We start from the raw sequence: 26,376 nt of genomic DNA, 5'->3' as shown, positions 1-26,376 counted from the left end.
TACCTCCTACCAGTTTTCGATTTTAATTTTATTTAAAAGGGTATAATATAGTTATATAAATTTTGCATTTATTTTTAAAAAGCGTAGTCCTCCGATTATAAGGAGTTGATTTGGATGGATACAGGTACACATCTTGTCATGGGCATTGCGCTCGGAGGCTTATCTTTAATGGATCCAGTTGTTGCAAATCATAGCGTTACATTTGCAGCCGTTTTAACTGGGACGATTGTTGGTTCCCAAGCACCCGATGTAGATACTGTGTTGAAACTTCGCAATAATGCGGTTTATATAAGACATCATCGTGGCATTACCCACTCCACTCCTGCAGTCATTCTTTGGCCTATTGGAATTACCGCAATTGTATCACTCATTTTCCAAGACGCCAATGTACTACATCTTTGGCTATGGACATTTCTTGCCGTCTTTTTGCATGTATTTGTCGATATATTTAATGCTTACGGAACTCAAGCTTTACGCCCCTTTTCAAGAAAGTGGGTCGCCCTAGGTGTCATCAATACCTTTGATCCATATATTTTTGGTATCCACTGTATTGGAATAATTTTATGGGCTTTAGGTTCAAACCCGGTAATAATCTTCTCCATTATGTATTTCATCATCATCGGTTATTATATTTTAAGATTTTTACTTCAACAATCGGTAAAAAATGCCGTTCGTAAAACGATTCCAGATGCAAAAATCATCATTGTTGCCCCAACGATGCGTTTTTTCACTTGGCGGGTTGCTGCAAAATCTGAAACGCATTACTATGTAGGACGAGCATTTGGAAGAACGATTAATATATACGATAAATTTAAAATTCGTCCTCTACCACAAACGCCATTGGTGGAAAAAGCATTGAATGATCCAAATTTATCTGCTTTTTTATCGTTCTCGCCAATTTATCATTGGGACATTTCTGAACTAGAAAATGGTCTTACAGAAGTTCGATTAGTCGATTTAAGATATCGAAGTAATGAACATTACCCTTTTGTTGCGGTAGCTCATTTGGATGAAGATTTAAACATTATTACTTCTTATACCGGTTGGATTTACAGTGAAGACAAACTACAACGAAAATTGCAGATTGGTGCAAGTGATTGAAATTGAAGTGGTCTTTTGAAAAATCATTATGAGACGGCTCACCTGCGACAAAGAAACTTGCTTCGACTAATATTTATAAAAATCATGATTTGAGGGTGTCTAGAAAGCTTTCGACTTTCAAGACACCCCTTTTCATTACTGTTCTTCCAATAAATGTGCATATTTCGGGTTACGTCCTGCAAATTCATGAATTTTATCGCCATAACTTTCAATCCATTGGCGAATAATTCTTTCTGTATATTCTGCCCCACGATAGACATAACCAGCTTTTGCATATGTTGCTTCAAAATCAGACCATAATAATTCAATCCAAGTACGAGCTTTGTTTTCAGATAAAAACGGATTTTTTTCTAATAATTCTTTCGTCAATTTATCCATAAGTGTGTATGCGTCCATATTATTCCCCCGCTTTCAATGGTGAGAGCATGGAAATAGGTAACGCTTCTTCAAAATTTTCACCGTTTAATCGGAAACCCCATGCAAAGCGTCCTTTTAAATATTCTACTTTGAAATATTCCCCAGGAGCACCATCAATTCTGTAAATCTCACCAGGCTTAATAAGTGACGGATCCATTAAATACGCTTGAGCCATAAGCGCTTTTCTTTCGTAAACCGCAAACTCATTGACGATTCCTAATTGTTCTGCTTTTCTTGCTTTTTCCTTAAGGTTTGCTATTTCCTGTCTCAATTCTTCTGGAGTCATTTGAGCATAAGTTTTTTTCATTCCTTCTCCCTCTTTTCATCGATAAATCGCTCGATTATCTCTAATGGAAATCCTTTTTGATACAGGGCTTGTTTTACTTTTAATTCAAGTTGCTTGTCTTCATATTTCCGAACATATTTATTCCAAATTTTTTCACCTTGTAAGGTAATTAATTCGTACCATTCATCATCTTCTCGCTCTAATTGAATTTGGTCAAGTATTTCATTCACAATTTCAAAAGAATATCCTTTTCGAATTAATACGTCCTGTATTTTTTGCTTTATTTGGGTAGGTGTTTTATTGCTATTCATCTTCACTGTTTTTTCAGCTAACTGCATCGCTAATTGCATTTGTTCTTCATATGTAAATGTTTTTAATGTTTTTTCGAGCGTTTTTTTATCAATTCCTTTTTTTATTAAGTCTTGCTTTATAGCCATTGGACCTTTTTTTGCAGTTTTTTTTCTTGTTTCAAGCAATGCTTTTGAATACGTTTCATCATTGAGGAAACCTAATTTTTCAAGTTTCCGAATTGCTTCGAGTACAACTGATTCGCCAAAGCCCGCATCAAGTAACTTTTTTTTCACCTCATATTCACTTCGCATTTGATAGCTTAAATATGATAATGCTCGATTAAAGGCTTTCGCAATTTCATCCTCATATGCAATTTCATCAATTTCAAATGAATCGAGTAATTTCCCTTTTGTTAAGCCAAACTTAATTAAAGTGGATTCATCTACTGAAAAGGCAAATTCTTCATTTAAATATATATTGTAGCGCTCTTTATTATTTTTTTGACGGGTGATTTTTGTAATTACTTGCATTGAAACACTCCTCGTTTTTAGTATACACAAAATCCCGAAACGTTCATATGATTTGGGATATTTGCCATTCGATATAAGTCGCATAAACACTTTCTTTTTGCACAATCTAAGGCAAAAAGGAGAGGAGGTAGCAAGTTGAAATGGATCAATATTGCCCTGGCCATTGTTTTGTTATTTAGTATCCCAGCACCTCAAGCATTCGCAAAAGAATACCATTGGGGTTTTACAAAATCGAAAAATGGAAATCCCCCAGATGTTGGTGCAGAGTTTGAAGGATTATTAAAAAACTACGGTGCGTTTTATAGAGGAAATCCAGAGAAAAAAGTAATTTATTTAACTTTCGATAACGGATTTGAAGCAGGTTATACGGAAAAAATACTCGATACATTAAAGAAAGAAGATGTGAAAGCAACCTTTTTCTTAACGGGACATTATTTAACAAGTGCATCGGATTTAGTGAAGAGAATGGTTAAAGATGGGCATACTATCGGGAACCATTCAGATAAGCATCCGAACATGGCTAGATTATCTCGCGAAGGAATGCTAAGAGAATGGCAAAATTTTGATAAGAAATTAAAAGAGATTACGGGTATTAATCGTACTTATTATGTCCGACCACCTGAAGGAATTTTTAGTACTGAATTGTTAGAAGTAGGCAATAAAAATGACTATACTCACATCTTTTGGTCCATTGCTTTCAGAGATTGGGATACCGATCAAAAGAAAGGTGCAGATTACGCATACAACGAGTTAATCAGTCAGCTGCATCCCGGAGCTATCATATTAATGCATACGGTTGCTGAACATAATGCTGATGCATTGCCGGATTTTATAAAAGAAGCGAAAAAACAGGGTTATACTTTTGGAACTTTGGACGATCTTGTATTTGATCATTTAGTTGATGATTATTTATGGGGGAAAGCTTCTTAATATAATTTGTGGAACCCATTTTAAAATGGGTTCCTTTTACAATGCTTGCTTGTGCAGATAATTTCTTTACTTGTGCGGATACAACTTCTGCATGAGCAGATAAACATCACACTTGTGCACTAAGCTCCCCTGTTTGTGTGGATAACTCTTCTACTTGTGCGGATAAACATAGTACTCGTGCACTTAGATTCCCTTCTTGTGCGGATACAACTCTTGCTTGTGTAAATAAACCTCGCTTATGCAGTTACCTCCACCGCTAATGCGTATACAACCCCTTCTCTTGCAGATAACTCTTCCACTTGTGCAAATACCCTCAACTTTAGCAATAAAATCCTTCAACTTATAAAATCTACCTAATAAAAAAGCTGCCTAGAAAGTTTTCCTCTCCAAACAGCTTTTCATCTATTATTTAAACATCTTTTTCAAATTCGCCATTTCAATCGCAGAAACAGCTGCATCATAACCTTTATTTCCAGCTTTTGTTCCAGCGCGTTCAATCGCTTGTTCAATATTTTCCGTTGTAACAATTCCGAAAATGACTGGCACATTTGTTTGCAGAGAAACTTGTGCAATGCCTTTTGCTGCTTCATTACATACATAATCGTAATGAGTTGTAGAACCACGAATAACCGTTCCTAAACCGATTACCGCATCATACTCGCCAGTTTCAGCCATTTGTTTTGCAATAAACGGTATTTCAAAAGCACCCGGTACCCATGCCACATCAATATTTTCTTCATCCACTCCATGGCGCTTCAATCCGTCCATTGCGCCATCTAGCAATTTACTTGTAATAAATTCGTTAAATCTTCCTACTACAATGCCAATTTTCAGCCCTGTTCCAACTAAATTTGCTTCAAATATTTTTCCCATTTCCAACTACTCCCTCTTCTAAAATGTAAATACAATATCTTTGTTTAAATAAAATGATGCATTTTTTCTCTTTTTGTTTTTAAATAAAAAGCATTAGCATTATTCGGTTCGATTTTAATTGGCACACGTTCCACAACTTGGATGCCATATTTCTCGATACCTTCAATTTTTTCTGGATTGTTCGTCATTAATCGAATTTTTGTAATGCCTAAGTCTTTTAACATTTGTGCACTTAATGCATAATCTCTCAACTCTGCTGGAAACCCAAGTTTCAGATTGGCTTCAACCGTATCAAAACCTTGTTCCTGTAATGCATATGCTTTGAGCTTATTAATTAATCCGATGCCGCGTCCTTCTTGTTGCATATATAATAGAACGCCTTTTCCTTCCTTCTCTATCATCTCTAATGACTTTTCTAACTGTGGACCACAATCGCAACGTTTTGAATGAAAAACATCTCCCGTTAAACAAGCTGAATGAATTCGTACAAGCGGTGTTTCTCCTTCATGGATATCCCCTTTTACTAATGCCACATGTTCCAATCCATCAACATCATTTTCATAACCAATCATTCGAAAATTTCCGAATGTTGTCGGCATATTTACTGATGCTGCACGACTTACAACCACTTCATTTCGGAAACGATAACGAACTAATTCCTCAATTGAAATAATTTTTAAATCATGTACTTTTGCGAATTTCAATAAATCATCGAGGCGAGACATTTTTCCGTCATCCCCCATAATTTCGCAAATCACACCCGCAGGAAATGATCCTGCAATCCTAGCTAGATCAACTGCAGCCTCTGTATGCCCTTGTCTTTCCAATACTCCATTTTTCTTGGCGATAAGCGGAAAAACATGTCCTGGTCTGCGAAAATCTTCTTTTTTCGCATCATCATCTATCATTTTTAAAATCGTTGTTGAACGCTCATATGCACTAATGCCTGTTGTCGTGCTAATATGGTCGATACTAACGGTAAATGCTGTTTGATGATTGTCTGTATTATTTGCAACCATTGCATGTAAATCCAATTTTTGTGCCAATTCTTCTATGATGGGCGTACAAATTAAACCTCGGCCGTATGTCGCCATAAAATTGATGGTCTCTGGTGTTGCATGCTCTGCTAAAGCCACTAAATCCCCTTCGTTTTCCCGATTTTCATCATCCACAACGATGATGGTTTTCCCCTTTTTCAAATCTTCAATTGCTTCCTCGATCGTGTTCAACATTAAAACCACCATCCTTAAAATCCATTTTGAGTTAAAAATTCTAACGTAATTTTTGATTCTTCTTTTTGATTGATTTTCTTTAAATGATGTAACACGTATTTTCCCAACATATCCGTCTCAATATTCACTTGATCGCCAATCCCTTTCATTCCTAAAATCGTTTCTGAATACGTATGAGGAATGAGAGAAATTGTGACGCTTGTATCACTAACTCCAAAAATCGTCAAACTTGTCCCGTCAATCGTAATGGATCCTTTAGGAATACATTGTTCTAACAGTTCTTTCGGCATCTCAATTTCGTAATACACTGCATTGGATACCGGCTTTTTGCTGCGAATCGTTCCTACTCCATCCACATGACCCGACACAATATGACCACCAAAACGTCCACCAGCTGCCATTGCCCTTTCTAAATTGACATAGTCTCCTTTTTTTAACTGATGAATCGTTGTGGCTTTTACAGTTTCCGGCATGACATCTACCGTCATTTCATCTTTTGTTAAATGAGTAACTGTTAGACAAACGCCATTGACAGCAATACTGTCTCCTAAAGACGCATCTGACACAATTTTTGGAGAATGAATAACGATTTTCATACTTTTTTCGTCTTTTTGAATAGCAGTGACAATTCCTTTGTCTTCAATTAAGCCAGTAAACATGTAAATCCCCCTCATTTTTTAATAAAAGCAAAAACCCCATTAAGCGAAAACTTAACGGGGTTGGGAGAATGATGTATTTTTAGGCATGACAAAAAAGCCTGTGTACAGGCAAATTTTTCACGTATACCTAAATAAAAACTCCCGCTTATATGCGGGAGATAGAATGTAAAAAAGGGTATACTAAACTAGCCCATTAACTAACGATTAATGGGTATTTTTTACAAACCATCCTTCTCCCATCCAGACTTTCACTGTCGGCTTTGGATTCTCACCAAATCCTGCTCCAAAAGAGCTCGCGGGCTTAGAAGCATTGCTTCATCACCGCCGATTGGGAATTTCACCCGACCCCGAAGGATATAAAAATATTTAATTATCTATAACAATAACACTTATTTCGGAGAAAATCCACATAATCAACTTGATTTATTATCTTGCACTAATCATACATATGCAATTTTACCTATCCTTATTCGATTGCTATAATATTTGAAGATTGAATAAAGGACGTGAAATGATGTCTGAAAAAGTGCAAATCGAAATCGGTCAAAAATTTCCATTAACAATTAAACGACTTGGAATCAATGGTGAAGGTGTCGGCTTTTTCAAGCGGAATGTTGTATTCGTAAAAGGAGCACTTCCTGGTGAAGTCGTCACAGCAAAAGTTTCAAAAATCCATAAAAATTTTGCCGAGGCGGAAATTGTGCGAATTAGAGAAACTTCAAAAAATCGCATAACCCCTCCATGCAAAATTTATGAGCAATGTGGGGGATGCCAATTACAACACTTATCATACGAAGGACAATTAAAAGAAAAGCGTGATATCGTTATTCAAGCTTTAGAAAAATATGTACCACAGATTGCTGAAAATGCAGAAATACGTATTACTATTGGAATGGACAATCCATGGCATTATCGAAATAAAAGCTCTTTCCAGGTACGAAAAAATGGTAGCTATGTTTCTGCCGGATTGTTCGTCGAAGGCACGAATAAACTCTTAAATATCAATGATTGCATCGTACAACATCCTGTAACAACAAAAATTACTGTCGGCATCCGAAAGCTTTTACAAAAACTGAACATTCCAATCTATGATGGAAAATCAAAAGGAATTGTTCGCACCATTGTCGTTCGTACAGGTATTCAAACAGGAGAAACACAAGTTTGCCTTGTTACGACGAAAAAAGAAATTCCTAAAAAAGCGGAATTAATACAAGGCATAAAAAATTTGGATTCAAGCATTGTTTCCATCACTCAAAATATCAACCCTTCAAAAACTTCCTTGATTTTTGGGGATGATACCATTGTACTTGATGGCAAAGAGACGATACACGAAAAATTAGGAGAACTTGCTTTTGATTTATCTTCCCGCGCATTTTTCCAACTCAATCCAAAACAAACCGTTGTTTTATATGATGAAATCAAAAAAGCCGCGGGGTTAACTGGCAAAGAAACAGTTGTAGATGCCTATTGTGGTGTCGGAACTATCGGTTTATGGCTTGCAAAAGATGCAAAAGAAGTACGTGGAATGGATATCGTTCCTGAGTCCATTGAAGATGCTAAAAAAAATGCACAAAACCACGGATTTACTCATGCCAAATACTATAACGGTCCAGCAGAAGAGTGGCTTAAGAAATGGGCGAAAGAAGGATTTGTACCAGACGTTGTAACGGTTGATCCACCTCGTACTGGTCTTGCACCAAGTTTTATTAAAACCGTATTAAAAATTAAACCAAAACGATTCGTCTATACTTCTTGCAACCCATCCACTTTCGCAAGGGATTTAAAAGAATTATCTAGGCTATACACCGTTGAATACATCCAACCAGTTGATATGTTCCCTCAGACAGCTCGGGTTGAAATAGTATCGAAATTAACTTTAAAAAAATAAGTGCTAGAAAAAGGGAGGACGGCTGAAAAATAATTTTAAGCCACCTCCTTTTTTAACTGACGTTAACACTTTCGTTACAAATAAATTGCGACGAAGCGGCGCGTTTAATGTGACCCCCATAGAAAAAGAAATATGTAGATCATAAAAATTTGGCTATTATTTTATTTGGATTGACTATTATCTCGGACGAGTTGGCTATTATTTCTTTGAGGTTGACTATTATCCCATCTCTGCTGATGCGAATTTTTGGCTTTGGCTATTATTTTATCTAGGTTGACTATTATCTCGGACGAGTTGGCTATTATCTCTTTGGATTTGACTATTATCCCATCTCTGCTGATGCGAATTTTTGGCTTTGGCTATTATTTTATTTGGGTTGACTATTATCTCGGACGAGTTGGCTATTATCTCACTGCTTTTGACTATTATCCCATCTCTGCTGATGCGAATTTTTGGCTTTGGCTATTATTTTATCTAGGTTGACTATTATCTCGGACGAGTTGGCTATTATCTCTTTGGATTTGACTATTATCCCATCTCTGATGATGCGAATTTTTGGCTTTGGCTATTATTTTATCTGGATTGACTATTATCTCTGGCGAATTGGCTATTATCTCACTGCTTTTGACTATTATCCCATCTCTGCTGATGCGAATTTTTGGCTTTGGCTATTATTTTATCTAGGTTGACTATTATCTCGGACGAGTTGGCTATTATCTCTTTGGATTTGACTATTATTTTATCTAGGTTGACTATTATCTCGGACGAGTTGGCTATTATCTCTTTGGATTTGACTATTATCCCATCTCTGATGATGCGAATTTTTGGCTTTGGCTATTATTTTATCTGGATTGACTATTATCTCTGGCGAATTGGCTATTATTTCTTTGAATTTGACTATTATCCCATCTCTGCAAGAGCAAATTTTTGGCTTTGGCATTTAAACAGATTAAAATTCTTAATCGCTCTTCTTCCACTTTCCCCATAAAAATTCTCCTTATACTTTCCCTCGATAACTTCCACTCATTATGCTTTACATTTATTAGCTATTGCAATTTTACTTACCCAATAAGGAAAATTTCGATGGGCTGCAATCACCATTTTCCTTTTTTTATTTATTACACCTTTCGTTCGTAAGTTCCGAATTATTTAAAGCTACATATATATATAAATAGTTATTTCGATTAGTAGAGGGGTGTATAAATGCCGACGATCAGTCTTTGCATGATTGTCAAAAATGAAGAAGAGGTTTTGGCAAATTGTTTATCAAGTGTAGAAGATATTTGTGATGAAATCATCATTGTCGATACGGGTTCGACAGATAGAACAAAAGAAATCGCAAGTAAATTTACAGATAAAATATATGACTTTACTTGGATTGATGACTTTTCAGCAGCGAGAAACTATTCATTCAGTCTTGCAACAAAAGATTATATTCTCTGGTTAGATGCTGATGATGTTATTCTTCCAGAAGAGCAAAAAAAGTTTAAAAAGCTGAAAAAAAACCTTAATAGCAATATTGATGCTGTCTCCATGAACTATATTGCCGCTACAGACGGAAATGGAAATCCAACCTTCCATTACCGAAGAAACCGCCTTGTGAAACGAAGCAAAGGATTTAAATGGATTGGACCAGTACACGAATATCTTGCTGTTCACGGAAATATATTGGAAGCGGACATTTCCATCCATCATAAAAAGAGAGAGAAAAAAGTGGATACTCAATCAATCGGCAGAAACCTAAGAATTTATGAAAATCGCATCAAAAATGGAGAAGAGTTTTCACCAAGAGATTTGTTTTATTATGCCAATGAGCTTAAAGATCATAAACAATACAATAAAGCGATTATTTATTATCAAGAATTTTTAGATGGCAAAAAAGGTTGGATAGAAGATAATATTCGAGCTTGTATATATATGGCCGACTGTTATGCTCGTCTCGGAGAAAAAGAGAATGAATTGATGGCTCTCTTTAAAACGTTTAACTATGATGAACCGAGATCTGAGGCCTGCTGCCGCATCGGAGACATCTTCCAAGCAAGAAAAGACTTCAAAACCGCTTTGTTTTGGTATCAGTTGGCTGTGAAGATGAAACATAAAAAAACAGGCGGCTTTCACCATACTTCTTACACAACCTGGTATCCGCATCTCGCTCTATGCGTTTGCTATTGGCAATTAGGAAATGTTGAAGAATCAATTAAACACCACGAATTGACGAAACAATATATCCCAAATGATCCGAAAGTTTTATATAATGAAGAATTTTTTCAAAGCTACTTAAAAAATCAAAATAGGAAAGATAGCGTTAAATAGTAAGTCTAAAATATTGAAGGTGAATTTCCTTATTTTCGATTAATTCGAAGTTAGAAAACGAAAAGCCCTATTTCCAAAAACAAAAATGAAAGGATGAGCAAACTGGGGCAACCTCAACTACCTGAAAGCATTAAACTTGGGCAACATGTGGTAATTGAAGAAGGGGTCACAATCGGAGAAAATGTTACGATTGGACATCATACAGTAATCCTAAAAAACACGATTATTGGTGACAATGTAATCATTGGGTCCAATTGTGTTTTAGGGGTCAAAAAAAGCGGAAATCAAAAAATGAGGGCATCCAATGTGAAACAGCCTCATCTAATCATCGGAGAAAATACAAAAATCGGAAATAATGTAACGATTTACGCTGGCTCAGAGATTGCAGACCACGTTTTTGTTGCTGACCATGCTAGCATTCGAGAGAATTCAACAATCGGCAGCCAAACAGTTATTGGCAGAGGTGCTATTGTTGAGCTAAATACGTCAATTGGGAAAAGATGTACAATACAAACCTTGGCCTATATAACTGGTGATACCATTTTAGAGGATGATGTTTTTATCGGTCCATGTGTGTCTATGTCAAATGATAAATACATGGGGTTAAAACCGTATGAATTAAAAGGAGCGCATATTAAAAAAGGAGCGAAAATTGGAAATAACGCTACCCTTCTACCAAATGTAACTATTGGCGAAAACGCTATAGTCGGTGCTGGTTCCGTAGTAACAAAAGACGTTCAGCCAAATGAAACAGTTGTCGGCGTGCCTGCTAAAAAAATTTCAAAAATAAATTCTAACGATGCAGAAAAGTAAAGAGAAATTCATATATTTATAACAACTAAAAAAATGTATAACTCTTTTACCATCATCATAAAGAGTTATACATTTCTTTTTTATTGTGAATCTATTAAACTTTGTTTAATTTTCAATGCAACCTCTACCGCCGCTCTTCCTTCCTCAACGCCGATAAGCGGCTTTGTATCTGAATAGATACAGTCAATAAAATGTAGAAGCTCTTCCAGTAATGGATCGGAATAAGGTAGGGCAATATTAGCAATAACGGTCTCTGTTCCGACTGGAACTGTAGAATGATTATTTAATTCATTCATGACAAGTTGTTGCTGTCTCATTAAATAATCCGTTTTAATCACTTTTTCTTTCTCATAAATAATAAGTTCTCTCACCTTTTCATGAGATATATTACTTGCTAATAAATTTGCGACAATTCCATTTTCAAACAGAAGTATTGCTGAAACGGTGTCATACTTCACAGCATCACGTAAACGAATCCCCTCTGCTGAGATTCGTTTAATCGGACTTTTAATTATGCTCAAAATAATATCAATATCATGAATCATAACATCCAATACAACATCTGTATCTTTTATTCTATCTGAATAAGCAAGTCTTCTTGCTTCAATATTCATAATTTGTTCAGGGCGAATATAGTCATGAATTCGCCTTATAGCTGGATTAAACCGTTCAATATGCCCTACTTGAAATTTAAGATTTTTATTTTTCAGAAGCGCTTTAATTTTATCTGCTTCTTCTACCGTCATTGTAATTGGTTTTTCAACAAATACATGTTTATTGTGAACAATCGCTTCTGCTGCTAATGAAAAGTGAAATGGTGTAGGTGTCGCGATAATGACCGCATCAATATTTTTCAATAGTTCAGTATAAGTATTGAACGCTTTAACTTGAAAGGCTTTACTAATCTTTTTTGCCCTATTCATATCTGTATCATAAATTCCGATAAAGTTCACATTTTTCATTTGCTTTAATTTTGAACAGTGAAAAAAACCCATCTTTCCAGTACCTACGACACCAACTCTTACTAAACTCATGATGAAACACCTGCAAACTCTTTCATAGCTTTAATAATATATTCCTGTTCTGTTACAGTAATCGTAGGATTAATTGGAAGTGCTAAAATATGTTTTGCCACCTTCTCTGAAACAGGGAAATCCCCTTGTTGATATTGAAGGTACTGAAGGGCTTTTTGTAAATGCAACGGAATAGGATAATAGATTCCAGTGGCAATTCCCTTTTGTTTTAAAAAGTTTATAAGTTGGTCCCTTTCATCTACTTCAATACAATATTGATGATACGTATGGCTCCTATCTGTATATTGCGGCGGCTTTCGTTTCAAATGATTAAGTTCTTGGGTATACTTGTTAGCAACAGTCATTCTCTTAAATATAAACATATCTAAATATTTAAGTTTTTCTATTAAAATTGCAGCTTGTATTTCATCTAATCTACTGTTCATCCCTATTGATGTATGAACATATCTTTCTTTGCTGCCGTGATTGCGTAAAAAACAAATTTTCTCAAAAATATCTGGATTGTTTGTTACAACTAATCCTCCATCCCCAAATGCACCTAAATTTTTCGTTGGGAAAAAGGAAAAGCAGCCAATATCACCAATACCACCAACTCGTTTACCTTTATATTCCGTTCCTATTGCCTGACAAGCATCTTCAATCACTTTTAACTTATATTTCGAAGCAATCTTCATAATCTCATCCATCTCTGCTGCCATACCGAACAGGTGAACAACGATAATCGCTTTTGTATTTTCCGTAATCGCTTTTTCGATTTTATTCACATCGATGTTATAGGTATTCGGTTCTATATCAACAAATACAGGCTTTGCACCAACTTTTGCAATAACTTCTGCAGTAGCAAAAAAAGTAAACGGCGAAGTAATCACTTCATCTCCTTCACCTATATCCAGTGCTTCGAGAGCTAGAAGCAGTGCATCCGTACCATTTGCTACACCTACAGCAAATTGAACTCCTAAGTAATTTGCAATCTCATTTTCAAATTGCATTACTTTATTTCCTAGAATATAAGAACCACTTTGCATTACTTCGATAACAGCTTTTTCAATATTTTTTCCATACATCTCATACTCTTTTTTTAAGTCAATCAAGGGAATATTCAATTTGATTCCTCCAACTCTTAAAAGTTAGAAATGTTTTTAAAGGATGTTAAACGTTATACTATGCAAAATCCATTGAAACTGATTGTACTTTTACAATTTGTCTAAAAATTTTTGCACCTCTTGGACAAATTCTTTTGCCCTGACATCATTTGTATGTTTTGTATGAATAAATTGATAGCCGTTTTCCGTGATTCTTTTGCGCTCTTTTTCATTTTTTAAATAATACATAGCCTTTTCATAGAAATTAGATTGATTACATGCAACAAAATTCTCTCCATCTTTAAATCCCAATTCCAAGATATCAGGTACAGGTTCTGCAAGGAGAAGGGTTTTACAAGCTGGAGCCTCAAAATATTTCAAGACAGGATATTGTAATCTCGAGCCACAAGTAAAGAAGATTTTCGCACGATTCAATTCTTTTGCATATTTCTCATTTACTAAAGCATTGGAAGAAGCATTATGGCCTGGGTGAGGATGAAAGACAAATCCTTTCTCTCCCCTCAATTTCTCCAATACCGCTTCTCTAAATGGATATTTCCCTTTTGGCGTCATTGATTGATACCCTGTTTTTTTTGTTCTGTCATACAATTGTCCAATTAATAAGAAGTCGATGTCTTTTTCTAATTGCCAATCTTTAAAAATAGTTGGATCAATAGAAAAAGGCAACCATCTGAATTTATCTTTATATTTTGCATGAGTTTTCAAAAAAGAAGATTTCGTTGCAGAAAAAATCAAATCGATTTTATTTTGTTCGAAATATTTTCGTCTTTCTGCAGGTGAATAATGTGTATCAATTACATAACAACCTTTTGGAATGTTTATTTCATGAAGTCCTGTAATCCTTGGGGCTAATACGTATCCCCAACCTATATCATAATGGAAAATAAAGTCAGGTTTAAAATCAAGTTGTTTTAGAATATCGTGAATATTTCCATCCCTGTACCAATATCGAACATCAGCAAATTTTTCAATCGCTTTGATCGTTTCAAATTTATGTTTATGCTTCGGAAAATTTTTTGTAAATTGTCGAATCAGAATTAATATTTTAAGTTTTTTTTGCATTTTACCCCCTCCTACCCTACACAACATTCAATATATGTTTCATTCATACCAAGTGTTTAAACGTTCTCACTAAATTTGCTGAAAAAAGAGAAAAGATGAGAAACTCTTACACCATCGACAACTTTTATACATATGATTTATGTGATGGAAAGAAAATAGAGTTTTTTTAGGATTGAACTCTACAAAGTTGTTAAGGTAAAAAGGAGTTGAATGTATGAAAACTGTTACTGTTGTTGGGTTAGGTAAAATTGGATTACCACTTGCAGCAGTTGTTGCAAACTCTGGGCATTTCAATGTCATTGGCGCCGATAAAAACGAAAAAGTCATTGAAACTGTGAATAGAGGAATTTCACATATTCAAAATGAACCAGGATTAGATCAGCTATTATATGAAGCATGGAAAGCGGGGACATTTCGAGCCACAGTTGATACGACTAAAGCAGTGAAACAATCTGATGTGGTTATTGTCATTGTACCCGTATTAGTAAATGAACAAGGAACAATCAACTATGAATTCATTGACTCAGCTGTAGAAGATATCGGAAAAGGGATTCGTAAAGGAACGCTAGTTATTTTTGAAACAACATTACCTGCTGGAGATACTAGAAACCGTTTTGGCAAAAGAATCGCCGAGCTTTCAGGATTAACATTAGGAACGGATTTCCATTTAGGCTATAGTCCTGAAAGAGTTTACTCAAATCGTATTATTCAAGACCTTTCTAACTATCCAAAAGTGGTCAGCGGTGATAACGAAAAAAGTCTAGAATTAGTCATATCCTTTTATAAAAAAGCTTTAAACTGTGACATCATGCCTGTCAGCAATTTAGAGACCGCTGAATTTACAAAAGTAGCTGAATCCGTTTACCGTGATGTTAATATTGCATTAGCGAACGAACTGGCTGTATATGCTGACTCATTAGGAGTTAACATTAAGGAAGTAATTCAAGCAGCAAATAGCCAGCCTTTTTCCCATCTTCACTTTCCTGGTGTCGGAGTAGGCGGCCATTGTATTCCGGTTTATCCTTACTTTTTTATTAACAATGGTTTAAGTGATGGACTGGTACCTCTTTCAAGGGAAATAAATGACAAAATGGCTAAATATGCTGTTGATCAAGTGGAAGAATATTTCTCAACTCTTGAAAATAAAAACATTCTCATTTTAGGACTTTCATTCCGAGAAAATGTGAAAGAAACTACAAAATCTTCTACTCTTCTGCTTGCAAATGAATTGAAAAAAAGAGGTTCTACAGTATATGTTGACGATCCTCTTTACACTGCAGAAGAAATTGCTGCTTTTCAAGTAAAGCCTTTTTCTATAGAAAATCGTGAAAAGATTGATTCTATCATTCTTCAAGCTTTTCATGATCAATATAGAGATTTTAAATTTGAACTCTTCCCAAACTGTCAATTCGTTTTAGATGGAAGAAATGCTCTCAATCAGAAAAAGATTGAGAGTTTAGGAATGAAATATCGAGGAATTGGTGTACAGTAAAACGACATAAGCTGCTTCTGTAGAAGGAGGATCCTGCACTAACGAAAACGTTTCTGTACAGTACGAACTCTTTCCGTACGAGGAGGAGTACTATCCGCACTAGTAGCAGAATTATCCGCTCATGTGATACTCTATCCGCACGAGTAGATGCACTATCTGCACAAGTAGAAGTAACATCTGCACAAGTGGGAATACTATCCGCACATGTTGATACGCTAACCGCACAAGCGGGAACTTTATCCGCTCAAGTAGCAGCATTATCCGCACATGTTAAAACGCAATTCGCACAAGTAGAAACATTATCCGCACAAGTAGAAACATTATCCGCACAAGTTGAATCTTTATCTGCACTTGTGGATACTCTATCTGCACGAGTAGATGTTAGATCTGTCTAACCTTTAAAAAAAAGAGCGAAGGGGAAATTTTTCATCGTTTCCTTCCATTCGCTCTTTTTTATTAAAAACTATTTTTATCTGAAATGATCCACATGTTTATCAATAATATTATACCCTTTCAATATGCCAATGATTTTTAAATTTTTCACAGGCGTATGATAGTTTGGTGATAGTTGCAGTGCTTTTATAAAGTGCTCATAGGCCGTATTATAATTCTTCATATGGAGAAACGCTTCCCCAAGATAATTCTCCTCAATATGATTGCGATCCGTAATTTGCTGAAAATGATGGACAGCATGCCTATAATTATTTTCAACTAACCCCTTCATTCCTTCAAAAAAGTGACGATCCCTTTCTGTTTTAACTAATGGTATTGCCTCATGAAAGAGAGAAAATCCCTCTTGTTTCATCCATCTTCGTGATAAGGCAAGCCCTGCAATCAATTTTGCTGTTAATAAATTGTTTTCCTCTCCTTTTTCATTGACTTCGTTAAGACTCATCAAATCTTCATCTTGAATATTTAAACGGATATGCCTCGCTAATTCTTCATAACTTCTATTCTTCGTAATATTTGCTTGATGTCTTCTATAGATATACAACGGTTCAGGAACATGGGAAGAACGCCATTTTTCTTTCGCCACTTTTAAGATAAAATCTGTATCGGAACCAACTTTGATGCTTTCATCAAAATAAATATGCTCTACAGCTTCCCTTCTAAATAGGATGGTTCCATTATTAAATGGGGTACCAACATTAAGGAAAAATGAATAAATATCATTCGGAGAAATATTTGCAGCTTGCCAATAACTAAAAGGAGAATTATGTTCCGTAATAAGCAACATATCGGAATGAACATACCCAATTTGCTCACAGCAAAATTCAGCTAATAATCGCTCAAATCGATTGGGCAAAGACAAATCATCTGCGCCATGAAAAGTAATATAATCACCCTTAGCAATTTTTAATCCTTCATTAAAGGCAGCGGCAACTCCTTTGTTGGTCTCGTGCTTTACATAACGTATCCGTTCATCATTAAATGACAATATAATCTCTTCACTATTGTCCGTCGAACCATCATTCACTACGATTAACTCAATATTCCTTTCAGTTTGCTGCAATATACTAGCAATCGAATCTTTTACATAATGACCAGCATTATAGACTGGTAAAATGACACTGATCATCTGTCCACCTCTTTCCTAATTTATCCCCCTATACTGTTGAAACAATGTTAAAGAAAAATTCGGGATAGGATGTGGCATCACCTAATATTTTAAGGTTGTAAATCGGTTTTAAATTGTCCTTATCCTTTCCTTCCAATAGAAGAGATAATTTATATAAATCTGCATTATATGGATGTTTTGTCATTAATTCTTTTAATCTTCTCTTTGCTTCTTCTTTTCTTTGCAATCTCATTAACGTCAATATAACCCATTTTTCAGCTACGGCTTGCTCCTTCTCATCTCCGTTTTTCTGTAACGCCAAAAATTCTTCTAACGCTTGCTCAAATAGTTTTAAAAGAAAAGACTGATAACCCTTCAGATTATAGAGTTGAAACTTATTATCTGGACGTACAGGACAAAAACATGTTTCTACCAAGCCATCTTCAACCTCTTTTCGAACTGCTGCTACTTCCCATCGTGCAATTGTAGGAATTTTATCGATTTGATAAATGACAGGTACTTTCACAATATCAGCATTTGTAACAAGGAGGAATTTTTCTAATCTCTTATAATCTTCATGTTTGAAACAATTTTCTTGATGAATCACGATATTCCAATCGCTTAATTTATTTCGTGGTTGAACTTTAAAGGATGCAATTTCTCGATAATAATGGAAAATATTTCCAATAATTTTATTCCAGTTATATTGCTTTGCCGTCTCTAATCCGTTATGAATTAACTTTTCCTTCAATTCTTGGTTTGTAAGCAATTCTTTAATTTTTTCCCCCATATCTTCTGAATCCTTCATACGGCAAATTAATGCATTTTTTTGATGTACTGCATATTCTAATGCCCCTTTGTTATCCGTCGTTACAACTGGACATCCACATGCCATCGCCTCTAGTGGAGGCAAGGAAAAGCTTTCATAAGTAGAGCCAGATACATATAAAGCAGCACCTCGATATAAAGAAGCAATCTTTTCTTGTGTTGGACTAACAAAATACTTCGTTACTCTTTGTTTCATTTTTTCTGACGGTGTTTCAGGTGTAATCCAATATAAATCAAGTGCAATTTCATTTTTGAGCTTTTCATAAGCATCCATAATATAGGAGATTCCTTTAAACGCAGTTCTTTCTCCTCCTACCATTAATAAATATGGATGCTCTCCTTCCTCCCGATGGCCTTCACGAGTAAAAATATGTTCATCAACTGCATTGGGATATACTTTCGCTTCTCTGCCATAAATAGCTTCAATTAAATCAGCAGCTTGTTGAGAAACAGTATAAATAAAAGAAGGTAATTGAAATTGTTTCTGAATAAAATTCTTTAATGTTTGATTCATGTTGTCGTAATCAAATAAATGAAAATCACCTTGTTCAAAATAAACAACTGGGGCAATACCTGTTTCAATACATGGTTGAATATGATCCCAGTAAGTCGCTACAATCAAGTCGCAGTCTGGAATGCCTTTCGCTAATTCTAAATCAAAAGGAACTTTAATATAATCTGCTTCAATCGGAAACCAAGCCGGCTTTTCATAATGAGCAACGATTGTAACTTTTGCTCCAAGCCGTGTAAGTCTGTTTGCATGTTCAAATATAATTTTTGCACCGCCTGAGACACCTGTATGGGTCATAACGTAAACAATATGAAGCATTTCTTTTTTTTCATCATGCTTTGTTACGTTTTGCTCAAACGCATGAGAAACACGTGCTAATCGATGTTGGAACTCCAGGGATCTAAGTTTTTGTATCAACGTTTTCACCTTCATCACATAGTTCGTTCCACAGTATTTTATGTAGGTTTGACGTTAAAGTGAATATCATCTAACGATTAAAAAAAGTCATACCCTATTAACGAGTATGACTTGATATCTTAATTAATTGATCAACAATGTAATAATAAGAATAATCACTATTGGGACAATAAGAATAAGGAAACCAATTGGGTTAGCTAAATTAATCGTCCACCCTACACCAAATCGTTTCTCGACGAAAATCGATGGGTCATTTTTATTAAAATAAAACAAACCTGCTTTCCAATATTGATCATCATTCACATCCATAATTCCCTTTTCTAACGATGCTGGTGGCGTTTTATCCGAACGACCTACCTTTACTACAAGGCCAATTGTTCCAGCTAAAATCAAAAATAAAAATCCAAAAGGCAAAATCGTTTTCAATATTGAATCGCCGAACAATTCCGGATGAATGGTCGTCAATTGGAAGAATGAAAACAACATTGTTAATAACAATACAGTGTAAAACGAAAACCAGCTAGTTGATTTTCTTAATGTTAATTGACGATTTTTCGAAGCAGTCAAGTTTGTGGCACTCAGCTTAATTCCAGAAAATTTCATTCCTATTTGTATTCCCAAAAACATCAATTGAAGCAACAGTAAAAATAGCAACATTTGAATAGCAGTCAAAGGTGTTTTTTCAGTAAAGGCATCTGGCTCTCCATTCAGTCCCCAATGAGTTGGAATTTGATTTGGCAATAAATCATATTGATAAAGCGTATAAACTATTAATCCAATAGTAATAACCATTGGGAATAAATAAATAAACCATGGTGGCAAATGATCTTCTGAACGAACAGATACATCAACTACTGACACTTGTTTCATTTGTTTCGTCCACTGCATTTCTTCTTTATATTGTTTCATTTTTTCTCGGAAGTAATAGAATAATGCTAAATTTACAAAAATAATTCCAAATTCAATGACAGTGCATACTAAAATCAATAATTCATCAGAAGGATTTTTTAGACTTATCCATGAGCAAAACATTAATATCATTAATAAAGAAAAAATTAAGGCCCATATAGAATATTGTTTTTTATAAGATACGACATAATCATCTTTTATATGTTGTTCAGGAATCATTACTCCAAAAACAACTGTTCTTTTAACTAAATATGGCACAATCGCTTGAATAACCCCTAAAAACAGTAAAATAGTCAATGAAATTAATAATGCCATTGCAATCCTCCTTTAAGGATTTTTTTTCATTTCATTTATAATTTTCTCAATTAAATCCACCAATTCTTCTTTCTCTATCCCTAATACAAGCCCTTCAGCAATTTGAGGCTTAAGCATCTGATAAAGCCTTTCATATGCTTCTTGATCTATATGGGAATGTCTCTTTATGACCGCACCTGATTTTGGCACAATTTCGATAATCCCTTTTTTTTCTAATTCGTGATAACTTTTATTGACTGTATGCATATTCACCCCCAAATCCGCTGCAAAAGCACGAACAGACGGAAGAAATTCCCCTGGTTTTAAATCACCTTTCGCAATCCCTTCAATAATTTGATTCGTTAATTGAATATAAATTGGTATATCTGAATCTGGTTCAATTCTAATGATCATATCCTCACCCCAATCTGTTCTACATTTATTATAACAAAATTGTTCTACTTTGTGTATAACAAATTTTTATTTCTTAGTAATTAAAAATTGACTAATTGCTAAAAAGCATGACTTCTCGGACTTATAGATATATTTTTCCTAGACAATATTTTTGCCGAAAGTTGCGAATACTTGAACCCATTTGACGAATTTCCCTGCTTAATTGACCAATTACAAACTCATAAATGTTGAATATTTTGTATCGTAAAATCTCACTCATTCCCATTTAAAAAGTAGACAACATATACTTCAGCCAATTAACAAATAAAATAAGAAGAAACTCAAATCTTATCTAGTTTTTTAATTGACTAAAATTTTTTTTATTTTCATTTAAAAAAGAATTGATACGAAAAAAATTATTATGTATAATCTAATTCATTGTTTAATACTATTTTTCCATTAAGGGGGTTATAAAGAATTGGGTAAAGCATTGATTATTGGTGCTGGCGGTGTAGCTAGTGTTGTGGTACACAAATGTGTGCAAAATTCAGACGTGTTCGAGGAAATTATGATTGCCAGTCGAACAAAGTCAAAATGTGACGCATTAAAGGAGAAACTCGACGGTGGCAAAACAATTATCCACACTGCTCAAGTAGATGCGGATAATGTTGACGAACTCGTTGAATTAATCAATGGTTTTAAACCAGATGTGGTAATTAACGTAGCATTACCATATCAAGACTTAACTATTATGGAAGCTTGTTTAGCTACAGGTGTTCACTACTTAGATACTGCTAACTACGAACCACCTGAAACAGCTAAATTTGAATATAAATGGCAATGGGCTTATAAAGAAAAATTTGAAAAAGCTGGAATCACTGCTGTATTAGGTTGTGGATTTGACCCAGGTGTAACAGGTGTTTTCACAGCTTACGCATTAAAACATCATTTTGATGAAATTCATTACATCGACATTTTAGATTGTAATGCAGGTGACCATGGCTTACCATTCGCGACTAACTTCAACCCTGAAATTAACATTCGCGAAATTACTTCTAACGGCCGCTACTGGAAAGAAGGAAAATGGGTTGAAACAAAACCATTAGAATTTAAACAAGTTTACAACTTCCCTGAAGTTGGTCCAAAAGATATTTACCTTCTTTACCATGAAGAATTAGAATCTTTAGCGAAAAACGTAAAAGGCTTAAAACAAATCCGCTTCTGGATGACATTCTCTGAAAAATATTTAACGCACTTACGAGTACTTGAAAATGTTGGAATGACATCAATTGAACCGATTGAATTTGAAGGCAAAATGATTCAACCTCTTCAATTCTTAAAAGCGGTTCTGCCAGATCCAGCGTCATTAGGACCTCGTACAAAAGGTAAAACAAATATCGGGTGTATTTTCCGCGGCATTAAAGACGGAAAAGAAAAAACATACTATCTATACAATGTATGTGACCATGAAGAATGCTATCGTGAAGTGGGAAGCCAAGCAATCTCTTATACAACTGGCGTTCCAGCGATGATTGGTGCAAGTCTTGTTATTAAAGGTCTATGGAAAAAACCTGGTGTTTGGAACGTAGAAGAATTCGATCCAGATCCATTCATGGAAGAATTAAATAAATGGGGACTTCCATGGAAAGAAAGCTTCGAGCCAGAATTGCTTGAATTAGATTTGGAAAAGCGTGAGGTAAAATAATGAAAGCGATTGACTGGAAAAGTGCACCATCCCCAAGTTATATTGTCGATGAACGTTTATTAAAACGGAATTTAGAAATTTTAGATTCCGTTCAACAGCGTACAGGCTGCGATATATTGCTTGCGCTAAAAGGTTTTTCCATGTTTTCCACATTTCCTTTAGTGAGCAAATATTTGAAGGGAGTAACGGCAAGTTCCCTTTTTGAAGCCCGCTTAGGATACGAGGAATTTGGAAAAGAAGTGCATGCCTACTCACCAGCCTACGCTGAACATGAAATTGATGAGTATTTAAAATATATTGACCATATTGTATTTAACTCATTTGATCAGTTAAATAAATATAAAGAAAAAATCCAAAAATTAGACAAGCACGTATCCATTGGTTTGCGAGTAAATCCTGGTTACTCTGAAGTGGAAACTGCACTTTATGATCCATGTGCAATCAATTCAAGATTAGGAATTCCATTTGACCAATTCCGTCCAGATGAATTAGATGGTGTTGAAGGAATCCACTTCCATGCAATGTGTGAACAAAATTCAGACGTGCTTGAACGTATACTTCCACACTTTGAAGAAAAGTACGGGAAATACTTACACCAGATGAAATGGGTAAACTTTGGTGGCGGACATCATATTACACGAGAAGATTATGATATCGATAAACTAGTTGATCTGATTAACTATGTAAAAGACAAATATGATGTTCAAGTTATTCTTGAACCAGGTGAAGCGATTGCATTAAATACGGGCTACCTTGTTACAACTGTGCTTGATATCGTAAAAAATGGAATGGAAATCGCAATTCTCGATACATCGGCAACTTGTCATATGCCTGACGTATTGGAAATGCCTTACCGTCCTCAAATTATCGGTGCAAGTACACCAAACGATAAACCATACACATACCGACTTGGTGGTATGACATGCCTTGCAGGAGATGTTATTGGTGACTATTCATTCGATGAACCGCTAAAACCTGGAGACAAAATTGTATTTACTGATATGGCTCATTACACAATGGTGAAAAACCATATGTTTAACGGTGTAAACTTACCGAGCATTTGCTTATATAATGAAGAAGAAGGCATCAAAGTAATTAGACAGTTTAAGTACGAAGATTACCGTAATCGTTTATCGTAATTATTCAACACCAATTGGACTAGCCACCAATTGGTGTTTTTTTATACTGCCCTTATTTTCAGAAAACCCCTGTACCCATTAATTATGCTGTAAAAAATCGGCAACAATAAGAAAATAAAGGACAAAAACAACTCCTGAATTTTTTTAATCGTTTAATTGGAACCGGTATTAAAAAAACACAAAAATTAAAACCCTAGGATTGTGCATCGTTATTGATGCACATCAACTAGGGTTTATCGTTTACTTACCACCATTATTGTTGTATAAACAGTTTTCGGCAATTAGTCAGGCCGAAAGATTGTTTAAACTCCCTCCTTTGCAATTAGAGTGAGCGTGTTCTTTTCGACCATCCCCTTTACGAATTGTTAATTATAATTTAACACAACACTTCATTTTTGTAAATATTCTGAATAATAAAAATAAAATTAATTCTAAATACCTATTATTTTCAATTTAAAACTTTATTCTTTTATTGCAATTATCGCTGTTTTTCGTTATGATGACCTAGACGAAAGAGGTGGAAACGTGAAACCAATTCAAGACAAAAACACACAAGTTAAATACTTAAAAGAGCGTTTAGAAATCTTCCTCGAAGTATTGGAAGCAATTGATGAAGAAACTGCGGGTATCGAAGACATTGATCGCTTAATTAAAATGATTGACGATATTGAAGAAAAAATCGAGCAGTTTAAACAAAGATCTTAACAAAACTGTTTATTTCCAAATTTAACAAACAAATCCAAACAATAAACGTCCATTTCACTCGAGAATGGACGTTTTTACATGTCGAAAACCCTGCTTTTGACAGTTTCCCTTTTAAGCTTCTACTCTTTTAATAGAAATTATAAAAAGGTATAATAGACATGGACTTTAATCTTTTTTTATTAATTTTGGGGGGTAGACATTTCATGTCAGTCGCAACAACATATTTACAAACTTTGGAGAAAAGTCTTTATGACTTAATTTGTGAAACGTCCACAAATTTACCGAAAGATGTTCGCCGTGCCATTAAACGAGCAAAGGAAGCTGAAAGTGCTGGTACTCGTGCTGCAATGAGTTTAGCAACTATTACGAATAACATTGTAATGGCAGAAGATAATGTATCACCTATTTGCCAAGATACAGGACTTCCAACATTTAAAGTAAAAACTCCTATTGGTGTTAACCAATTAGAAATTAAGGAAGCAATCCGCAATGCAGTAAAAAAAGCAACTGAAGATGCGAAACTCCGTCCAAACTCTGTTGATTCATTAACTGGAAAAAATAGCGGTGACAATCTTGGTGAAGGCGTTCCTGTTATCAAGTTTGAACAATGGGAAAACGATTATATTGAAGTGAAACTAATTTTAAAAGGCGGAGGCTGTGAGAACAAAAATGCTCAATACAGCTTACCTTGCGAATTAGAAGGTCTTGGTCGCGCTGGACGTGATCTTGATGGAATTCGTAAATGTATTCTTCATGCTGTATGGAAAGCTCAAGGACAAGGTTGTTCTGCTGGTTTTATCGGAGTAGGTATCGGTGGAGACCGCTCTAGCAGCTACGATCTTGCAAAAGAACAATTATTCCGCCACTTAGAAGATACAAATCCTATTCCTGAACTTGCTAAATTAGAAGAGTACATCGTTGAAAAAGCAAATACACTTGGTGTAGGAACAATGGGCTTCGGCGGTGAAGCAACATTATTAGGTTGTAAAATTGGCGTAATGCACCGTATTCCAGCTTCTTTCTTCGTATCAATTGCTTATAACTGTTGGGCATTCCGTCGCATGGCGGTTGATATTGATGCTAACACTGGCGAAATCAAAAAATGGCACTATCAAGATGGTGAAAAAATTACATTCCGAAACGAAGAAGAAAAAGCTGAAACAAAATCTGAAAGCCGCGTAGTTGAATTAAAAGCACCAATCACTGAAGAGCAAATTCGTGAACTAAAAGTGGGTGACGTTGTAAAAATTAGCGGTCGCATGTACACAGGTCGCGATGCAATTCACCACCACTTAATGACACACGATGCACCAGTAGATTTAAATGGTCAAATTATTTACCACTGCGGTCCTGTTATGGCAAAAGACGAAAATGGAAATTGGACTGTAAAAGCGGCTGGTCCTACAACTTCCATCCGTGAGGAACCTTATCAAGGCGATATCATGAAAAAATTCGGAATCCGCGCAGTAATTGGAAAAGGCGGTATGGGTGCAAAAACATTAAAAGCATTACAAGAACACGGTGGCGTGTACTTAAATGCAATTGGTGGTGCAGCACAATACTATGCTGACTGCATTAAGAGCGTAGACGGTGTGGACTTTCTTGAATTCGGTATTCCTGAAGCAATGTGGCACTTAACAGTTGAAGACTTCACTGCAGTTGTTACAATGGACTCTCACGGAAACTCTTTACACGCAGATATCGAAAAATCTTCATTAGAAAAATTAGCTCAATTCGCAGAAAGAGTATTCTAATTAAATCAGAATGATATAGGTTTTGCTGTTCAAAAAATCAGATGAACATTTGATTTTTTGAGCAGCTTTTTTATGAACTTTTTGCAACTATTATAAAAACACATAAAAATGGGCATTCACTTGTGATGAATGCCCATTT

General features: G+C 35.2%; 25 protein-coding genes and 1 riboswitch. Of the genes, 11 read left to right on the top strand and 14 right to left on the bottom strand.

What is annotated here, in order from left to right:
- Positions 1 to 114: 114 nt before the first annotated feature.
- A complete protein-coding gene (locus NST00_RS06110) occupies positions 115 to 1,101 on the top strand; it encodes a metal-dependent hydrolase (RefSeq protein WP_016837866.1) in 987 nt (328 codons plus the stop codon).
- A gap of 135 nt (positions 1,102 to 1,236) precedes the next feature.
- On the opposite strand, the gene NST00_RS06105 is transcribed toward NST00_RS06110, so the two are convergent.
- The 3 genes from NST00_RS06105 to recX are packed head-to-tail and all read right to left on the bottom strand — an operon-like array spanning position 1,237 to position 2,625.
- The gene (locus NST00_RS06105) at positions 1,237 to 1,497 is read right to left on the bottom strand and encodes a YfhJ family protein (RefSeq protein WP_016837867.1); all 261 of its coding nucleotides are present in this window, start codon (positions 1,495 to 1,497) and stop codon (positions 1,237 to 1,239) included.
- Between the two features lies 1 nt (position 1,498).
- Positions 1,499 to 1,825, bottom strand: a complete 327-nt coding sequence (locus NST00_RS06100; protein ID WP_168412752.1) for a YfhH family protein — start codon at positions 1,823 to 1,825, stop codon at positions 1,499 to 1,501.
- Positions 1,822 to 2,625 carry a recombination regulator RecX gene (gene recX, locus NST00_RS06095; protein ID WP_340709755.1) on the bottom strand — a complete coding sequence of 268 codons (804 nt, stop codon included), beginning with the start codon at positions 2,623 to 2,625 and terminating at the stop codon, positions 1,822 to 1,824. The genes NST00_RS06100 and recX overlap by 4 nt, the downstream gene beginning before the upstream one ends.
- Positions 2,626 to 2,760: 135 nt before the next feature.
- On the opposite strand from recX, the gene NST00_RS06090 reads away from it, so the two are divergent.
- Positions 2,761 to 3,555, top strand: a complete 795-nt coding sequence (locus NST00_RS06090) for a polysaccharide deacetylase family protein (RefSeq protein ID WP_445329558.1) — start codon at positions 2,761 to 2,763, stop codon at positions 3,553 to 3,555.
- Positions 3,556 to 3,960: 405 nt separating this feature from the next.
- Here NST00_RS06090 and ribH read toward each other — a convergent pair whose 3' ends face one another.
- Genes ribH through ribE form a run of 3 tightly spaced genes read right to left on the bottom strand, consistent with a single transcriptional unit; the run spans position 3,961 to position 6,319 of the window.
- Positions 3,961 to 4,428 (bottom strand): 6,7-dimethyl-8-ribityllumazine synthase, encoded by a 468-nt coding sequence (gene ribH, locus NST00_RS06085; RefSeq protein ID WP_026019034.1) that lies wholly within the window; start codon positions 4,426 to 4,428, stop codon positions 3,961 to 3,963.
- Between the two features lie 44 nt (positions 4,429 to 4,472).
- Positions 4,473 to 5,660, bottom strand: coding sequence for a bifunctional 3,4-dihydroxy-2-butanone-4-phosphate synthase/GTP cyclohydrolase II (locus NST00_RS06080; protein WP_340709754.1), 1,188 nt, complete (start codon positions 5,658 to 5,660; stop codon positions 4,473 to 4,475).
- Positions 5,661 to 5,674: 14 nt separating this feature from the next.
- Positions 5,675 to 6,319: a riboflavin synthase gene (gene ribE, locus NST00_RS06075; protein ID WP_340709753.1), complete on the bottom strand. Its 645-nt coding sequence runs from the start codon at positions 6,317 to 6,319 to the stop codon at positions 5,675 to 5,677.
- A gap of 224 nt (positions 6,320 to 6,543) precedes the next feature.
- Positions 6,544 to 6,678: riboswitch (FMN riboswitch) on the bottom strand.
- Between the two features lie 155 nt (positions 6,679 to 6,833).
- Here ribE and rlmD point away from each other — a divergent pair.
- On the top strand, positions 6,834 to 8,207 hold the full coding sequence (gene rlmD, locus NST00_RS06070) for a 23S rRNA (uracil(1939)-C(5))-methyltransferase RlmD (protein WP_340709752.1): 1,374 nt from the start codon (positions 6,834 to 6,836) through the stop codon (positions 8,205 to 8,207).
- Positions 8,208 to 9,049: 842 nt separating this feature from the next.
- Here rlmD and NST00_RS06065 read toward each other — a convergent pair.
- Positions 9,050 to 9,193, bottom strand: a complete 144-nt coding sequence (locus NST00_RS06065) for a hypothetical protein (protein ID WP_339287953.1) — start codon at positions 9,191 to 9,193, stop codon at positions 9,050 to 9,052.
- 217 nt (positions 9,194 to 9,410) lie between these two features.
- Between NST00_RS06065 and NST00_RS06060 the strand changes: the two genes are divergently transcribed.
- Both NST00_RS06060 and NST00_RS06055 read left to right on the top strand, forming a co-directional pair.
- On the top strand, positions 9,411 to 10,520 hold the full coding sequence (locus NST00_RS06060; RefSeq protein WP_016837876.1) for a tetratricopeptide repeat-containing glycosyltransferase family 2 protein: 1,110 nt from the start codon (positions 9,411 to 9,413) through the stop codon (positions 10,518 to 10,520).
- A 93-nt stretch (positions 10,521 to 10,613) separates the two neighbouring features.
- Complete coding sequence (locus NST00_RS06055; RefSeq protein WP_016837877.1) at positions 10,614 to 11,333, top strand: DapH/DapD/GlmU-related protein; 720 nt, start codon at positions 10,614 to 10,616, stop codon at positions 11,331 to 11,333.
- An 80-nt stretch (positions 11,334 to 11,413) separates the two neighbouring features.
- Here NST00_RS06055 and NST00_RS06050 read toward each other — a convergent pair whose 3' ends face one another.
- From NST00_RS06050 to NST00_RS06040, 3 genes are all read right to left on the bottom strand, one after another.
- Positions 11,414 to 12,367 (bottom strand): Gfo/Idh/MocA family protein, encoded by a 954-nt coding sequence (locus NST00_RS06050; RefSeq protein WP_016837878.1) that lies wholly within the window; start codon positions 12,365 to 12,367, stop codon positions 11,414 to 11,416.
- A complete protein-coding gene (locus tag NST00_RS06045) occupies positions 12,364 to 13,470 on the bottom strand; it encodes a DegT/DnrJ/EryC1/StrS family aminotransferase (RefSeq protein WP_016837879.1) in 1,107 nt (368 codons plus the stop codon). Before NST00_RS06045 ends, NST00_RS06050 begins: the two co-directional genes overlap by 4 nt.
- A 90-nt stretch (positions 13,471 to 13,560) precedes the next feature.
- Positions 13,561 to 14,532 (bottom strand): glycosyltransferase family protein, encoded by a 972-nt coding sequence (locus NST00_RS06040; RefSeq protein ID WP_016837880.1) that lies wholly within the window; start codon positions 14,530 to 14,532, stop codon positions 13,561 to 13,563.
- 214 nt (positions 14,533 to 14,746) lie between these two features.
- On the opposite strand from NST00_RS06040, the gene NST00_RS06035 reads away from it, so the two are divergent.
- Positions 14,747 to 16,024, top strand: a complete 1,278-nt coding sequence (locus NST00_RS06035) for a nucleotide sugar dehydrogenase (protein ID WP_168412223.1) — start codon at positions 14,747 to 14,749, stop codon at positions 16,022 to 16,024.
- Between the two features lie 185 nt (positions 16,025 to 16,209).
- The gene (locus NST00_RS06030) at positions 16,210 to 16,419 is read left to right on the top strand and encodes a hypothetical protein (protein WP_016837882.1); all 210 of its coding nucleotides are present in this window, start codon (positions 16,210 to 16,212) and stop codon (positions 16,417 to 16,419) included.
- Positions 16,420 to 16,493: 74 nt separating this feature from the next.
- Here NST00_RS06030 and NST00_RS06025 read toward each other — a convergent pair whose 3' ends face one another.
- From NST00_RS06025 to NST00_RS06010, 4 genes are all read right to left on the bottom strand, one after another.
- Positions 16,494 to 17,603 carry a glycosyltransferase gene (locus NST00_RS06025; RefSeq protein ID WP_096552256.1) on the bottom strand — a complete coding sequence of 370 codons (1,110 nt, stop codon included), beginning with the start codon at positions 17,601 to 17,603 and terminating at the stop codon, positions 16,494 to 16,496.
- A 28-nt stretch (positions 17,604 to 17,631) separates the two neighbouring features.
- Complete coding sequence (locus tag NST00_RS06020) at positions 17,632 to 19,338, bottom strand: glycosyltransferase family 4 protein (protein ID WP_340709751.1); 1,707 nt, start codon at positions 19,336 to 19,338, stop codon at positions 17,632 to 17,634.
- 123 nt (positions 19,339 to 19,461) lie between these two features.
- Positions 19,462 to 20,562: a DUF1648 domain-containing protein gene (locus NST00_RS06015; protein ID WP_340709750.1), complete on the bottom strand. Its 1,101-nt coding sequence runs from the start codon at positions 20,560 to 20,562 to the stop codon at positions 19,462 to 19,464.
- Between the two features lie 12 nt (positions 20,563 to 20,574).
- Complete coding sequence (locus NST00_RS06010; RefSeq protein WP_016837886.1) at positions 20,575 to 20,955, bottom strand: GntR family transcriptional regulator; 381 nt, start codon at positions 20,953 to 20,955, stop codon at positions 20,575 to 20,577.
- Between the two features lie 457 nt (positions 20,956 to 21,412).
- On the opposite strand from NST00_RS06010, the gene NST00_RS06005 reads away from it, so the two are divergent.
- From NST00_RS06005 to NST00_RS05990, 4 genes are all read left to right on the top strand, one after another.
- Positions 21,413 to 22,639: a saccharopine dehydrogenase family protein gene (locus tag NST00_RS06005; protein WP_340709749.1), complete on the top strand. Its 1,227-nt coding sequence runs from the start codon at positions 21,413 to 21,415 to the stop codon at positions 22,637 to 22,639.
- Positions 22,639 to 23,778 carry a carboxynorspermidine decarboxylase gene (gene nspC, locus NST00_RS06000; protein WP_340709748.1) on the top strand — a complete coding sequence of 380 codons (1,140 nt, stop codon included), beginning with the start codon at positions 22,639 to 22,641 and terminating at the stop codon, positions 23,776 to 23,778. The genes NST00_RS06005 and nspC overlap by 1 nt, the downstream gene beginning before the upstream one ends.
- A gap of 525 nt (positions 23,779 to 24,303) precedes the next feature.
- Positions 24,304 to 24,483 (top strand): SE1561 family protein, encoded by a 180-nt coding sequence (locus tag NST00_RS05995; RefSeq protein ID WP_016837889.1) that lies wholly within the window; start codon positions 24,304 to 24,306, stop codon positions 24,481 to 24,483.
- A 203-nt stretch (positions 24,484 to 24,686) separates the two neighbouring features.
- Positions 24,687 to 26,237, top strand: coding sequence for a fumarate hydratase (locus NST00_RS05990; RefSeq protein ID WP_016837890.1), 1,551 nt, complete (start codon positions 24,687 to 24,689; stop codon positions 26,235 to 26,237).
- The last annotated feature ends 139 nt before the right edge of the window (positions 26,238 to 26,376 follow it).

This window comes from Ureibacillus sp. FSL K6-0165 (assembly GCF_038004285.1).
Taxonomy (GTDB): Bacteria; Bacillota; Bacilli; order Bacillales_A; family Planococcaceae; genus Ureibacillus; species Ureibacillus thermosphaericus.
This window is presented reverse-complemented; position numbering and strand designations above follow the sequence as displayed.